This is a genomic window from Marinobacter confluentis (assembly GCF_004785685.1).
In the GTDB taxonomy this organism is placed as follows: Bacteria; Pseudomonadota; Gammaproteobacteria; order Pseudomonadales; family Oleiphilaceae; genus Marinobacter; species Marinobacter confluentis.
On sequence record NZ_SRPF01000002.1, the window covers coordinates 889,085 to 903,423 of the forward strand.

At 57.7% G+C, this 14,339-nt stretch carries 14 protein-coding genes; 9 read left to right on the forward strand and 5 right to left on the reverse strand.

The genetic code is table 11. The annotated features are described in order from the left end of the window. Positions 1-2 precede the first annotated feature (2 nt). A complete protein-coding gene (locus E5Q11_RS09705) occupies positions 3-497 on the reverse strand; it encodes a MarR family winged helix-turn-helix transcriptional regulator (RefSeq protein WP_135803190.1) in 495 nt (164 codons plus the stop codon). A 147-nt stretch (positions 498-644) separates the two neighbouring features. Here E5Q11_RS09705 and E5Q11_RS09710 point away from each other — a divergent pair, with 147 nt between their 5' ends. From E5Q11_RS09710 to E5Q11_RS09750, 9 genes are all read left to right on the forward strand, one after another. Then, positions 645-1,556, forward strand: a complete 912-nt coding sequence (locus E5Q11_RS09710) for a tetratricopeptide repeat protein (RefSeq protein ID WP_168215638.1) — start codon at positions 645-647, stop codon at positions 1,554-1,556. 74 nt (positions 1,557-1,630) lie between these two features. Then, positions 1,631-2,743 carry a branched-chain amino acid ABC transporter substrate-binding protein gene (locus E5Q11_RS09715; protein WP_135803191.1) on the forward strand — a complete coding sequence of 371 codons (1,113 nt, stop codon included), beginning with the start codon at positions 1,631-1,633 and terminating at the stop codon, positions 2,741-2,743. A gap of 161 nt (positions 2,744-2,904) precedes the next feature. Beyond that, positions 2,905-3,828, forward strand: coding sequence for a high-affinity branched-chain amino acid ABC transporter permease LivH (gene livH / locus E5Q11_RS09720; protein ID WP_135803192.1), 924 nt, complete (start codon positions 2,905-2,907; stop codon positions 3,826-3,828). Beyond that, complete coding sequence (locus E5Q11_RS09725) at positions 3,828-5,099, forward strand: high-affinity branched-chain amino acid ABC transporter permease LivM (RefSeq protein ID WP_135803193.1); 1,272 nt, start codon at positions 3,828-3,830, stop codon at positions 5,097-5,099. Before livH ends, E5Q11_RS09725 begins: the two co-directional genes overlap by 1 nt. A 6-nt stretch (positions 5,100-5,105) precedes the next feature. Further along, positions 5,106-5,861, forward strand: coding sequence for a high-affinity branched-chain amino acid ABC transporter ATP-binding protein LivG (livG, locus tag E5Q11_RS09730; RefSeq protein WP_135803194.1), 756 nt, complete (start codon positions 5,106-5,108; stop codon positions 5,859-5,861). 9 nt (positions 5,862-5,870) lie between these two features. Beyond that, a complete protein-coding gene (locus tag E5Q11_RS09735) occupies positions 5,871-6,572 on the forward strand; it encodes an ABC transporter ATP-binding protein (RefSeq protein WP_135803195.1) in 702 nt (233 codons plus the stop codon). A 123-nt stretch (positions 6,573-6,695) separates the two neighbouring features. Then, the gene (locus E5Q11_RS09740) at positions 6,696-7,160 is read left to right on the forward strand and encodes a DUF3015 domain-containing protein (protein ID WP_135803196.1); all 465 of its coding nucleotides are present in this window, start codon (positions 6,696-6,698) and stop codon (positions 7,158-7,160) included. Positions 7,161-7,235: 75 nt separating this feature from the next. Then, positions 7,236-9,101, forward strand: coding sequence for an Lnb N-terminal periplasmic domain-containing protein (locus E5Q11_RS09745; protein ID WP_135803197.1), 1,866 nt, complete (start codon positions 7,236-7,238; stop codon positions 9,099-9,101). Further along, positions 9,071-9,937 carry an alpha/beta hydrolase gene (locus E5Q11_RS09750; protein ID WP_135803198.1) on the forward strand — a complete coding sequence of 289 codons (867 nt, stop codon included), beginning with the start codon at positions 9,071-9,073 and terminating at the stop codon, positions 9,935-9,937. Before E5Q11_RS09745 ends, E5Q11_RS09750 begins: the two co-directional genes overlap by 31 nt. Positions 9,938-10,176: 239 nt before the next feature. Here E5Q11_RS09750 and pnp read toward each other — a convergent pair whose 3' ends face one another. The 4 genes from pnp to rbfA form a co-directional block, all read right to left on the reverse strand. Further along, entirely contained in the window at positions 10,177-12,294 is a 2,118-nt protein-coding gene (gene pnp / locus E5Q11_RS09755; RefSeq protein WP_191964440.1) for a polyribonucleotide nucleotidyltransferase, read from the reverse strand. A 313-nt stretch (positions 12,295-12,607) separates the two neighbouring features. Next, positions 12,608-12,877: a 30S ribosomal protein S15 gene (gene rpsO, locus E5Q11_RS09760; protein ID WP_135803200.1), complete on the reverse strand. Its 270-nt coding sequence runs from the start codon at positions 12,875-12,877 to the stop codon at positions 12,608-12,610. A 92-nt stretch (positions 12,878-12,969) separates the two neighbouring features. Next, positions 12,970-13,890 carry a tRNA pseudouridine(55) synthase TruB gene (truB, locus tag E5Q11_RS09765; protein ID WP_135803201.1) on the reverse strand — a complete coding sequence of 307 codons (921 nt, stop codon included), beginning with the start codon at positions 13,888-13,890 and terminating at the stop codon, positions 12,970-12,972. Continuing rightward, on the reverse strand, positions 13,887-14,318 hold the full coding sequence (gene rbfA, locus E5Q11_RS09770; RefSeq protein ID WP_135803202.1) for a 30S ribosome-binding factor RbfA: 432 nt from the start codon (positions 14,316-14,318) through the stop codon (positions 13,887-13,889). The genes truB and rbfA overlap by 4 nt, the downstream gene beginning before the upstream one ends. Between the last annotated feature and the right edge of the window lie 21 nt (positions 14,319-14,339).

Here is a 14,339-nt window from a genome sequence, read left to right on the forward strand (position 1 = left end):
CCTCAGGCTTTCGCCTTCCAGCCGTCCTCCCGAAGCACCGGCCCGACATCCAGAACCGGCGACGCATCAATATCGTCGGCGTCCATCATATTGGCCACTCTTTGTAGCGACGCCAGGATCATGGTCTGCTCCCACTCCGCCAGGCTCTGGAACTTCTTGATGAAATCCTCCTGCAGCGGCTGGGGCGCGCGGGCAAGAATATCGGCGCCCTCCTCGGTGAGATGGGCGTGCACCTTGCGCTTGTCCTGGGTACTGCGAACCCGGTAAACCAGTTTGCGATGCTCCAGCCGGTCCAGGATCGTGGTGACCGTGGCCTGGCTCAGGCTGACCTTGTCGGCAATGGTGCCGATGGTCACCTCTCCCAGATCCCGGATACTGCGCATAATCAGCAACTGCGGCCCGGTCAGCCCCGCATGCTTACTGAGCCTTTTCGAGTGCAGGTCCGTTGCCCGAATGACACGGCGAAGCGCCACAAGTACACCTTCGTAGTTGTTCAAATCTTCACTCCCGGGTTCCAGAAACCAGATTCTTTATACCACTAAGTATTAGAGGTCTTTGCCGTGGCGAATGCAACCAGCCTTTTTGTTAACGCACTATGATAAGGTCTGCACCGTTTTGAGTCACAGCAACGGGAAAACTGCCCCATGAGAACCTTTAAAACAGCACTGGCTCTGGTGCTGATCGCGATGTTTCAGCCTCATGCCGTTCTGGCCCAGGCGCAACCGCCGGAAGATATAGACGCGGAAGACGTACGTGCCCAGCTGGACCATCTGGAAAAGCCAATGTATACCCCGTTCATCGAGCTGTATCTGCTTGAAGAGAGCAAGGCCCTGCGCAAGGAAATGATGAACACCCGCGCCGAGCTGATCGAAAAGGTGGTGGACAAGGAGCTGTCCGTTGCCGACAAGACCATGTCCTACGCGACGGACACGGTCACCTACTTCTTCTACCTGATTGCCGGCGCAACCTCGATTCTGGTGCTGATCGGCTGGAATTCCATTCGCGATATGCGGAACCAGTTGACCACGCTTGCGGAAAAGCGCGTAAATGAGCTTGTGGTGGAATACGAAAACCGGCTGGAATTTATTGAAGACCAGTTGCGGCAGAAATCGGATATCATCCAGCAGAACCAGAAAGACATTGAGCGCACTAACAAGCTGCACTCACTCTGGTTGCAGGCAAGCCAGGAAACGTCGCAGCAGAACAAGATTTCGGCTTATGACGCCATTCTTGATTTGCGCCCGGACGACGTCGAGGCGCTGAGCTACAAGGCAGACGCGGTGCTGGAAATGCAGGAGCCGCTCTGGGCCATCAGCCTTTGCCAGCGCGCCCTGAAGCTGGCGCCGGAAAATGGCCACGCGCTTTATCAACTGGCCTGCGCCTACGCCGAAATCGGCCGTTGGGAGGATGCTGTAAATACATTGCACAAAGCCGTTACAATCTCCGAGGCGTACAGGGACGATGCTTCAGTGGACCCCAGTTTCTCCGAGCTTCATGAGCATGAAAGCTTCCGGAAGCTGGTTCACCAGGATGACGAAGACAGCCACGAATCTTGACAAGGAATCAGTGGTGGTGTTTGTTTAACCCGTTGGAAACATAAGAAACCCTGACACCTAACAGGATATAACGAATGAAAACTTCCATTAAAAAAATCGTTACCGCTGTTGGCGCCACCACCGCGCTGATGGCAGCCGGCCAGGCCGCCGCTGAAATTCGCATTGGCATCGCCGGCCCGATGACCGGCCCGGTCGCCCAGTACGGCGATATGCAGTTCTCTGGCGCCCGTATGGCCATTGAGCAGATCAACGCCAACGGCGGCGTCATGGGCGAAGAACTGGTCGCGGTTGAATACGATGACGTCTGCGACCCCAAGCAGGCCGTGACCGTTGCCAACAGCATGGTCAACGAAGGCGTTCGCTTCGTGATTGGCCATCTGTGCTCCAGCTCTACCCAGCCAGCGTCTGACATCTACGAAGACGAAGGCATTCTGATGATAACCCCGGCGTCCACCAGTCCGGAAATCACTGAGCGCGGCTACGAACTGGTATTCCGCACCATCGGTCTGGACAGCATGCAGGGGCCGGTTGCGGCCAACCACCTTGCCAGCCTGAACCCCGAGCGCGTTGCCATCATTCACGACAAGCAGCAGTACGGTGAAGGCATCGCAACTGCCGTGCGCGACACCCTGACTGACGCAGGCGTTGAAGTAGCCATGTTCGAGGGCATCACTGCCGGCGACAAAGACTTCTCGTCACTGGTAACCAAGCTCAAGCAGGCAGACGTTGATTACGTCTACTACGGCGGCTACCACCCTGAACTGGGCCTGATTCTGCGCCAAGCTGACCAGGCTGGTCTGGACGCGACCTTCATGGGCCCGGAAGGCGTTGGTAACAAGGACATCAACTCCATTGCCGGCGATGCAGCTGAAGGCCTGCTGGTTACGCTGCCGCCGAGCTTTGATCAGAAAGAAGAAAACCAGGACCTGGTCCAGGCTTTTGAAGACAAAGGCGAAGACCCATCCGGCCCATTCGTCCTGACCTCCTACGCAGCGGTTCAACTGGTTGCTGAAGGCATCGAAGAAGCGGGTTCAAAGGATCCGTTTGATGTGGCCGAGGCCCTGCGCGCAGGTACTTTCCAGACGCCAATCGGCACCGTTGAGTACAACCAGGCCGGTGATATGGAGTCATTCGAGTTTGTTGTGTACGAATGGCATTCAGATGGAAGTAAAACTCCGGTAAACTAAGCCAAAATCGTTAAAAAACGGTAATTATGAGAGCACCTTCTCACCGCGATCCGGGAGAAGGTGTTTTTCTAAGCTTCTGTTGAGCCTGTATCCAGCACCTCCCGCGACCCGGGAGGTGTCTGTTTGTAGGGGAGGAGGCAGGCTAGCGGAGTCCCAAATCCATGCAAGATCTCCTTTATTTTATTCAGCAGCTCATTAACGGGCTGACGATTGGCAGCACCTACGCGCTGATAGCCATCGGTTACACGATGGTTTACGGCATCATCGGCATGATCAACTTTGCCCATGGTGAGATCTACATGATTGGTGCCTACACGGCATTGATCACCATCACCGGCCTGACTGCCCTTGGCATTGTCTGGCTGCCTCTGATCCTGATCGTCGCGCTGATCTGCGCCATGATTGTGTCCAGCTCCATGGGCTGGGCGGTTGAACGGGTCGCCTACCGGCCGGTTCGGGGCAAGCATCGCCTGATTCCGCTGATTTCCGCCATCGGTATGTCCATTTTTCTGCAGAATTACGTTCACCTGGCACAGGGCTCCAGCAACATCGGCTTTCCCGCGCTGGTTGAAGGCGGTTTCCGCTTTGGCCCGGAAGACTCGTTCCAGACCTCAATCTCCTACATGCAGATCATGATTTTTGCGGTCACGCTGGTCTGTATGACCGTGTTGTCACTGTTTATCTCCCGATCCAGAATTGGCCGTGCCTGCCGCGCGGTATCGCAGGATCTGGGCATGGCGAACCTGCTGGGCATTGATACCAACCGCATTATCTCCGCTACCTTCGTGATCGGCGCCGCGCTGGCGGCAGTCGCCGGTCTTCTGCTGGGCATGTACTACGGCTCCATCGACCCGCTGTTTGGCTTCATTGCCGGCCTCAAGGCCTTTACCGCAGCCGTTCTCGGTGGCATCGGCAGCATTCCCGGTGCGATGCTGGGCGGCCTGATTCTTGGCGTTGCGGAAAGCATGACCTCGGGCTATCTCAGTGGCGAATACAAAGACGTCGTGTCGTTCAGCCTGCTGATACTGATCCTGCTGTTCAAACCCACCGGCCTGCTTGGCAAACCGGAGGTTGAGAAGATCTGATGGCTGCTCAAAACTTCAAACATGCGCTGTTCAGCGCCGTTGTAACACTGATTATCTCCTATCCGATTCTGGGCTTTAACCTGGTCAGTGAAGGCATTTCAGTCCAGCTCGAGGGCGCAGACACCTTTACCCTGGTTGGGGTTTTTGCGGCTGCGGTTGTGGTTTTCCTGTTTCAGCTTTTCCGCGACACCATCATGGGTGGTCTGGGTAAACTCCCGGCTCTTAACCCCATGGCAAACCGGCCGCCGATGCCCCAGAGGAAGCGACTGAAAGTAGAATCCGTTCTGCTCACCCTGATGCTGATTGGCGCTTTGTTCTGGCCATTCATCGCGTCAAGGGGCGCTGTGGATCTGGCCACGCTGGTTCTGATCTACATCATGCTGGCACTGGGCCTTAACGTGGTCGTCGGGCTTGCGGGCCTGCTGGACCTGGGTTACGTCGCTTTCTACGCAGTTGGTGCCTACAGCTTTGCCCTGCTGTCCCAGTATTTCGGCATATCCTTCTGGTTTGCCCTGCCCATTGGTGCCCTTCTGGCCGCCCTGTTCGGGCTGGTGCTGGGCTTTCCGGTGTTGCGGTTACGGGGGGATTACCTGGCCATTGTGACTCTTGGCTTTGGCGAGATTATCCGCATCCTGCTGAACAATATGACCAATCTCACCGGTGGCCCGAACGGCATCGGCGGTATTCCCGACCCCACCCTGTTCGGAATGGAATTTGGTCGTCGAGTGAAGGAAGAGGGCAACACCTCCTTTCACGAAACCTTCGGCATTGCCTACGCCGGCGAGCACAAGGTGATCTTCCTGTACCTGATTGCCCTGGTGCTGGCGGTGATCACGGCTCTGGTTATCCGTCGCCTGATGCGCATGCCGGTTGGCCGCGCCTGGGAAGCACTGCGGGAAGACGAGATTGCCGCTAAATCCCTGGGGCTGAGTCGCACTGCGGTGAAGCTATCTGCCTTTACCATTGGCGCTTTCTTTGCCGGTTTCGCCGGTACCGTGTTTGCCTCCAAGCAGGGCTTTATCAGCCCGGAATCATTTGTCTTCCTGGAATCGGCCATCATTCTGGCGATTGTGGTGCTGGGCGGCATGGGCTCCCAGATGGGCGTTATCCTCGCGGCCATTGCCGTGACTATCCTGCCGGAGCTTGCCCGGGAGTTCTCTGAATACCGGATGCTGATCTTCGGTGCCGCCATGGTACTGATGATGGTGTGGCGGCCCCAGGGTCTGCTACCCATGCGACGCATTCACATTGAACTCAAACCACAGGGGTGACGGATAATGCTTGAAGTTAAAGATCTGTCGATGCGCTTCGGCGGGCTCCTGGCGGTTGACCAGGTCTCGCTGGACGTAAAGGAACACGAAATTGTGGCCATCATCGGCCCCAACGGCGCAGGTAAGACCACGGTTTTCAACTGCATGAGTGGCTTCTACAAGCCCACCGGCGGCAAGATTGTGTTTGAAGGCCAGGAAATCCAGGGCAAACCGGACTACAAGATTTCCCGGCTTGGCCTGGTGCGTACCTTCCAGCACGTGCGCCTGTTCAGCAAGATGACGGTGGTGGAAAACCTGCTGGTAGCGCAGCATCGCCACCTCAACACCAACCTGCTCTCCGGTATTCTGAATACCCCGAACTATCGGGAGAAAGAGCGTAAATCCCTGGACCGCGCTGCCTATTGGCTTGACAGGGTCGGGCTGACCGACATGGCCAACCGTGAAGCCGGCAACCTGGCCTACGGCCAGCAGCGGAGGCTGGAAATTGCCCGCTGCATGGTCACCGAGCCCAAGCTGCTGATGCTGGACGAGCCCGCAGCCGGTCTGAACCCGGCCGAGACCAAGGAGCTGAACCAGCTGATCATCAGCCTCAAGGAAGACTACAACGTGTCCGTTGTTCTGATTGAGCACGACATGAGCCTGGTTATGGACATATCGGACCGGATCAACGTCATCAACCAGGGCCGGCCGCTTGCCAGTGGCACGCCGGACGAAATCCGTCGCAATGACGACGTTATCAAAGCCTATCTGGGTGAGGCCTGAGGAACTATCATGCTTGTACTAGAAGACGTCCATACCCATTACGGCAAGATTGAGGCGCTTCACGGCGTCTCCGTTCAGGTCAACAAAGGCGAGATCGTATCGCTGATCGGTGCCAACGGCGCCGGCAAGACCACCCTGCTGATGACCGTGTGCGGCAACCCCCGGGCCTCTTCAGGCCGCGTGATACTTCAGGGCAAGGACATTACCAATGACCTGACCTCCAATATCATGCGCTCGGGCATCGCCATAGTGCCGGAAGGCCGGCGGGTTTTTTCCGGTCTGACCGTTGAAGAGAACCTGCACATGGGAGGGTTCTTCAATACCAAGGCAGAAATCCGCAAAAGCCAGGAACATGTCTACGAACTGTTCCCGCGCCTCAAAGAGCGGGAGCACCAGCGCGCAGGCACCATGTCCGGCGGCGAGCAGCAGATGCTGGCCATCGGTCGGGCACTGATGAGCAGGCCGAACATGATCATCCTGGACGAGCCGTCCCTGGGGCTGGCGCCGCTGGTGATCAAACAGATCTTCGAGATCATAGGTCAGCTTCGTGAGGAAGGCATTACCGTGTTTCTGGTGGAACAGAACGCCCATCAGGCGCTGAACCTTGCGGACCGGGGCTATGTGCTGGAAACAGGACGCATTCGCCTGCACGACACCGGCAAGAACCTGCTGGAGAATCCGGACGTGCAGAACGCCTATCTGGGCGGTTGAGCAACCATCGGCCTTGCCTTTTCAGCATTTCAACTATACTCAGAATCAACGGCCAATCTGTCTTTACTGGAAATCAGTCAGGGCCGTTAGCGACGACAGCTAAAATTAAACAAGGAGTTAATAATGAAGAAAATCATCGCAGGCGCACTGCTCATGGGAGCCTCTACCCTGGCTTTTGCTCAGCCCGGATGTGGTGTTGGCGCAATGATCTGGAAAGGACAGTCCGGTATTGCCCCGCACGTTCTGGCTGCAACTACTAACGGAACCTTTGGCAACCAGACCTTCGGTATGACCACCGGCACCCTCGGTTGCCAGACCAACGCGTCTGTGCAATCCATGGCCATGTACATGGACAGCAACATAGACAAGGTTGCCCGCGACATGTCCCGTGGCACCGGTGAGAACCTGGATACCCTGGCTGTACTGCTGGGCGTAGACGAAGCGGACCGTGATTCTTTCCGCAAGGTTCTGCAGGACAACTTTGCGACCATCTTCCCGTCGTCCGACACCACATCTGGTGAGGCGGTTGATGCCATCGTAGCTCTGCTGGAAGGCGATCAGACCCTGAGCAAATACGTAGCAGCCTGATCAGCACTGAAGGACTACAACGCGCCAGGGACGGCGCACCCACCCTTCGCCTAACCCGGAACTGATTGACCATTCATGCGCACCAAGCTTCAGTATGCGCTGGCCCTATCCTGGCTGGCATCGTCACTTCATGCTTTCGCCACGCCGCTTCCAGATACCGGCGACCTTCATCAACATCCTGCCTGGCTGACCCTGGTGCACTACCAACCTGACCGCTTCAGCAGTGGTTACACCGGGCAGGCAGATGATGACGACTTTTTCCTCAGCCCCCGGGGCAAGACCTCACCGGAGGCAGAACTGAAAGCCACCCTCGAAGCCATTACCCAGCCGGGCGGTGGCGATGATCATGCCCGCTGCCGTTTCCCCGCACGGGACCAGTGGCTGCGCCAACAACTGGATCTGCCCCAACAACCGGCAGACTGCCCGGCCTATGATCAGTGGATGGAGGAACTGAACACCGAAACCGTGACCCTGGTGTTTGCCGCTTCCTACCTGAACAGCCCGTCTTCCATGTTTGGCCACACCTTCCTGCGGCTGGACCCGCCCCGTGAAGACGATGAAACCAACCTGATCCTGGCGAACACCATTTCTTACGCGGCAGACGCGGCCGCCCACGACAGCGAAATCCTGTTTGCCTACAAAGGCATTTTTGGCGGCTATCCGGGCATTACCTCCATACAGCCCTACTATGAAAAAATCCGCCTCTATTCAGACATTGAGCATCGGGACCTGTGGGAGTACCAGCTGAACCTGACCCAGCCGGAGGTCGACATGATGCTGGCCCACACCTGGGAAATCCGGGACCGCAATTTCGACTATTACTTCTTTGATGAAAACTGCGCCTACCGGCTGCTGGCCCTGATTGACGTGGCCCGCCCCGGCACCGACCTGCTGAGCGAAGTCAGCACCCACGCCATTCCCTCGGATACCGTTCGATGGGTAGTGGATAGAAACCTGGTGGCAGACGTGACCTACCGCCCTTCCGCTGCAACCAAAGTCAATCATTCCATCGAATCGCTGCCGGATGATCACCAGACCCTGGCGGCCGCCATTGCCAACGGCTACGTGGACGCTGACGCTCCCGAAGTAAAAACCTTGAATGATGAAGAGCGAGCCCGGGTGCTGGACACCACCTACGACTATGTACGCTATCAGAGCGAAGCCGACGGCTGGCCAAGGGAACACGCCGCCCCCCTGTCTCATGACCTGCTGCGGGAACGCAGCCGGATTCGCGGGGTGGACGCCCAGGAAGGCCCGCAAGAGCCCGAAATCCGCGACGACCAGGGCCACGACACCTTTCGCGCCAGCCTCAGCGGCGGACGCCTGGGCGAGCGCAACTTCACCGAACTGACTCTGCGCCCGGCCTACCACGACATTCTGGACCCGCCCGCCGGCTACCGTGGCGGGGCCCAGCTTCAGTTCCTGCGCCTGGATGCGCGTTTGTACACGGATAATGACGAACTGCAGATCGAACAACTGACCGGCGTGGAAATCCGCTCCCTGTCACCGCGCAACCAGTTCTTCTCGCCCCTGTCCTGGCAGGTCGGCTTCGGCGGCCGCCGTACCGATACCGAAACCAGGCGGGTGTTTACGCCCTACCTGGAAGGCGGCGCTGGATTCAGCTGGCAACTGGCCACCGGTACCCAGGCTTTCGCCCTGGGCACCGCCGACCTGGAAATTGACGACGACCTCCGCCGCGGCTACGACGCTGCCCCCGGCGCCGACCTGGGCATCCTCCACCAGAACAACCGCTTCAGCCTGCTAGGGGGCGTGAAAACCAAAGCCTGGATCGTCAGCAGCCAGCACCGCCAGGACCAGGCCTACCTGGAAGCCAACTGGCACATCGGGCGAGACTTCAGCCTGTTCGGAAAATTCAGCCGTGAAGACCACTACGACAGGTACCGCAGCGAATGGCAACTCGGACTCCACGCGTACTTTTAAACACCCGGAAAGCACTGACCGGCCTGGCCGCAGCGCTGACACTCATGTTCCTGACCGGCTGCAGCAGCGTCTTTTTCTACCCCGACCAGGTCACCTATGTGACCCCGGACCGCCTGAACCTTGAATACGAAAACGTCTTCATCGAAACTACGGACGGCGAAACCCTCCACGGCTGGTGGCTACCCGCCCAATCCGACCCCAAAGGCACCGTCTACTTCCTCCACGGCAACGCCCAGAACATCAGCAGCCACGTAATGAACGTCGCCTGGCTGCCTGAGGAGCGCTACAACGTCTTTTTGATCGACTACCGGGGATACGGGCGCTCCACCGGCGCACCGGACATAGAAGGCACCCTGCATGACTCAGAAGCCGGCCTGAGATGGCTGACAGAACACCCGGACGCCCAGAACCAGCCCCTGTTCCTCCTCGGCCAAAGCCTCGGCGGCGCCCTGGGCATTGCCCTGGCCAGCGAATGGGTCAAACGCGGCGAACAACCACCCCTGGACGGCGTCATCGTCGACGGCACCTTCGACGGCTTCCGTTCCATCGCCCGGGAAAAACTCGGCGACTTCTGGCTCACCTGGCCGTTACAGATTCCCCTGAGCTGGACCATTACAGACGAATACGAGGCTACTGACCAGATTGGCGATATCAGCCCAGTGCCGGTGATGGTGATTCACAGTGTTCGGGACGGGATTATTCCGTTTCACCACGGGCAGCGTTTATACGACGCGGCGAAAGAACCCAAGCAGTTTTTACAGACGGATACCGGGCATGCGTCGACGTTTGTGATTCCGGGGTACAAGCAAGAAGTGCTGGATTTCATGAGACAGTAGGCGCGAACCAGTTCCGGAGAGCGCGCCGGGCAAGGCTGTTCAGGAACGTGCGGAGCCATGGATGGCGGAGCCCGAGCCCACAGGGACGTGCTTGTGGCGTTTCCTGAACAGCCTTGCCCGGCGTGCGAGAACTCCGAAACCAGCAGGCCTGAAAATGAAAAAACCCGCCGGACTCTGATGAGTGGCGGGCTTTTTTGTCGGATTACGGCTTTGCCTAATCCGACCTACGGGAGGCAAAATTACAGAGCGGAGAGATCCGTCGGCTGCTCGCCTTCCTTCACTTCCTTCATGGACAGCTTCACGCGGCCACGGTTGTCCACGTCCAGTACCTTCACCAGAACTTCCTGACCTTCGCTCAGCTCGTCAGTCACGTTCTCAATGCGACGCTCGGAGATCTGGGAAATGTGCACCAGACCATCTTTGCCAGGCAGGATGTTAACAAAGGCACCGAAGTCCACGATGCGCTCAACACGGCCGCTGTAAATAGCACCAACCTCGATTTCCGCAGTGATTTCCATCACCCGCTTCATCGCCGCATTGGCTGCATCCTGGTTGTCCGCGTAGATCTTCACATTGCCGTCGTCATCCAGATCGATGGAAGCGCCGGTCTCGTCACAGATAGAGCGGATGGTAGAACCGCCCTTACCGATAACGTCACGGATCTTCTCCGGGTTGATCTTGATGGTGGTGATGCTCGGCGCGCGGCTGGAAAGTTCCTTGCGCGGCGCAGAGATTACTTTCGCCATCTCGCCCAGGATATGCAGACGCGCTGCATTAGCCTGCTCAAGCGCAATTTCCATGATCTCGTCAGTGATACCCTGGATCTTGATATCCATCTGCAGCGCGGTGATGCCCTCAGAGGTACCGGCCACCTTGAAGTCCATATCGCCGAGGTGATCCTCGTCACCCAGGATGTCGGTCAGAACCGCGAACTTGTCGCCTTCCTTGACCAGACCCATGGCAATACCGGCCACCGGTGCCTTGATCGGAACACCCGCATCCATCAGCGCCAGGGAAGAACCACAGACCGACGCCATGGAGCTGGAACCGTTGGATTCAGTAATCTCGGACACCGCACGAATGGTATACGGAAATTCTTCCATGGTCGGCATAACCGCTGCCACACCACGCTTCGCCAGACGACCATGGCCGACTTCACGACGACCCGGCGTACCCACACGGCCAGCTTCACCAACCGAGTACGGAGGGAAGTTGTAGTGGAACAGGAAGGGATCTTTACGCTCGCCTTCCAGGGCATCGATGATCTGCATGTCGCGGGCGGTGCCCAGCGTGGTGGTCACGATGGCCTGGGTTTCACCACGGGTGAACAGGGCCGAGCCGTGAGTGCTGGGCAGAACGCCAACTTCAACTTCGATCGGGCGAACGGTCTTGTTGTCACGGCCGTCGATGCGGGGCTTGCCGTCGATAACCTGCTTACGAACAATGGTCTTCTCGACCTTGCCGAAGTACTTCTTGACGTCGTCTTCTGACGGCTGGCCTTCCTCTTCACCGGCCAGTTTCTCGACCAACGCGTTCTTGATCTCGCTAAGACGGGCATAACGCTCCATCTTGTCACGGATGCTGTAGGCTTCTTCGATCGCCGTCGCCGCTTCAGCGTTTACCGCGTTCAGAAGCTCGGTGTTCTCGGCTTCTGGCTGCCATTCCCAGCGGGGCTTGCCGATTTCAGCAGCAAATTCCTTGATGGCGGTAATGGCCGACTGCATTTCTTCGTGGCCGTAGAGTACCGCGCCCAGCATCTGGTCTTCGGTCAGACCTTTAGCCTCGGACTCAACCATCAGCACCGCGTCGTCAGTACCGGCAACCACCATGTCCAGCAGGGAGGTTTCCAGTTCTTCAAACGTTGGGTTCAGGAAGTAGCCACGCTCGCTAGTGTAGGCAACCCGTGCTGCACCGATCGGGCCGTCAAACGGAATACCGGAAATGGCCAGTGCGGCAGAGGCTGCCAGCATGGCCGCGATGTCCGGATCCTGATTCTTGCTGGAAGACATGACCGTCGTGATCACCTGGGTCTCGTTCATGAACCCTTTCGGGAACAGCGGACGAATCGGGCGGTCGATCAGGCGCGACGTCAGGGTTTCTTTCTCGGACGGACGGCCTTCACGCTTGAAAAAACCACCGGGGATTTTGCCCACAGCGTAAGTTTTTTCGAAGTAGTTGACGGTCAGCGGGAAGAACGGCTGGCCGGGCTTGGCTTCTTTCGCCGCGACCACGGTACCCAGTACCGAAATATCATCGACGGTTACCAGCACGGAGCCAGTCGCCTGACGCGCGATGCGGCCGGTTTCGATGGTGACGGTCTTGCCGCCGAGTTCGAATGATTTTTTAACGGGCTTCAGATCCACAATTGCTCCTGATTTATCTCGATTTCATCTGTTCAATAGACTCAGAGCAGCCGCCCATGCGGACTGTCTGTTTTGTTGTGCGGATGAATCAGAAAGCAACCTGTCTGAAAGCTAACAGGCTGTTGCAAAACCCCGGGGCGTTGGCTGCTTTCTATTCCGCCATCCGGGCCTTTCAACAACCTGCTATCAATTTCAGCTTCCAGTCATGACAGGCAGTTGCTTCAGAATTCAAACGCAAACAATGTTCGGAGGAAAAACACAACCGGCGAGGGTTTTACACCCCGCCGGTCCGTTCTGAACAATCAGATCAACGACGCAGACCAAGACGCTGGATCAGCTCCAGGTAACGATCGGCGTTTTTGCGCTTCAGGTAGTCCAGCAGCTTACGGCGCTGGTTTACCATCCGGATCAGACCGCGGCGGGAATGGTGATCCTGCTTGTTGGCCTTGAAATGATCCTGCAGCTTGTTGATGTTGTGGCTCAGCAGGGCAACCTGAACTTCAGGGGAACCTGTATCGCCATCAGCTTGCTGAAAGTCCTTTACGATCTCTGCTTTCTCATTGGCAGAAAGTGCCATAACTCACCTCAGTTTTGCGATGCTATGAAAATCCAGCCGAACCGCGCATCTCTACAGCCCGGCTAATCGGTGACCGCACCCCTCGGGGGCTGTCAGCCGCTCTTCACCAGTCGACGGGGCACCAGTTTGGTGCCCCCACCTTCCGGGAATTTTTCTGCCAGCCCGATAAAGCCTCTATCACCGTACAGGCGGATAAAGCCTTCCTCGGACTGACCGGGTATTCTAACTGGTTGTCCGTTCAATATCGACACCAGCGCCTGGCCCTCCAGCTGCTGCTCCGGGAACATCGACAGAGCCGCGTCCGGTGCCACCAGCAAGCCATCCAGACTTTCGCCCTGTTCTCGCATCTGCTCAAGGGTTGGCACCTGGCAGGCATCCGCAAGCGTGAACCCCGATGCCATGGTCCGGCGCAATGCCGTCACATGAGCGCCGCAGCCCAGGGCCTCGCCAATATCCTCTACCAGTGAACGAATGTAAGTACCCTTGGTGCAGCTGACCGCGATATCCATTTCGTCGTCGCGCAGTTCGATCAGGGTCAGTTCGTAGATGGTGACAGGGCGGGCCGGACGTTCCACCTCAATGCCTTCACGTGCGTATTCGTAGAGCGGACGACCCTGATGCTTGAGGGCAGAGTACATCGAGGGCACCTGCTGGATGTCGCCGCGGAAGCGGTCCAGAACAGGTTCAAGAATGTCGGACGTCAGCTCAGCCGGGACCGGCTTTTCCTCAACGACTGCGCCTTCACTGTCCCCGGTTTCCGTGCGCACACCCAGCTTGGCTGTCGCGATATAGGCCTTGTCGCTGTCCAGCATCATCTGGGAGAACTTGGTGGCTTCACCAAAACACAAGGGCAGAACGCCGGTCGCCAGCGGGTCAAGAGCGCCGGTATGGCCTGCCTTGGCCGCACCAAACAGGCGCTTGACCTGCTGAAGGATACCGTTGGAGGTAATATCCATGGGCTTGTCGATCACCAGGATACCGTTAACGTCCCGTCCTTTCCGGCGTCGACTCAAACGTCTTTCTCCGGCTTGTCCGTTTCTTCAGAACCACCTTCATCACTGGAAACCGCAGGCTTGTCGCCCACCGCTTCACGGATCAGATTATCCATGCGCCGGCTGTGACTCAGCAGCGCATCAAAATGGAACCGAAGCTGGGGCGTTACCCGCAGCTTCATGGCACGACCTACCTGTCCTTTAAGGAAACCGGCGGCCTTGTTCAGAACCGACAGCGAATCCTGCACCTGCGGTGAGTCTTCGGTCAGTTCTTCTGTGGTCAGCAGCGACACGTAAACGTCGGCATAGCCCAGATCACGGCTTACCTTGACGGCATTGACTGTGACCATGCCCACCCGCGGGTCTTTGACTTCCCGCTGGATGAGCTGGGCCAGTTCCCGTTGCATCTGATCGCCGATGCGATCAATTCGGCTGAACTCTCTTGGCATTATGCTTCTCTTGACTGCGGG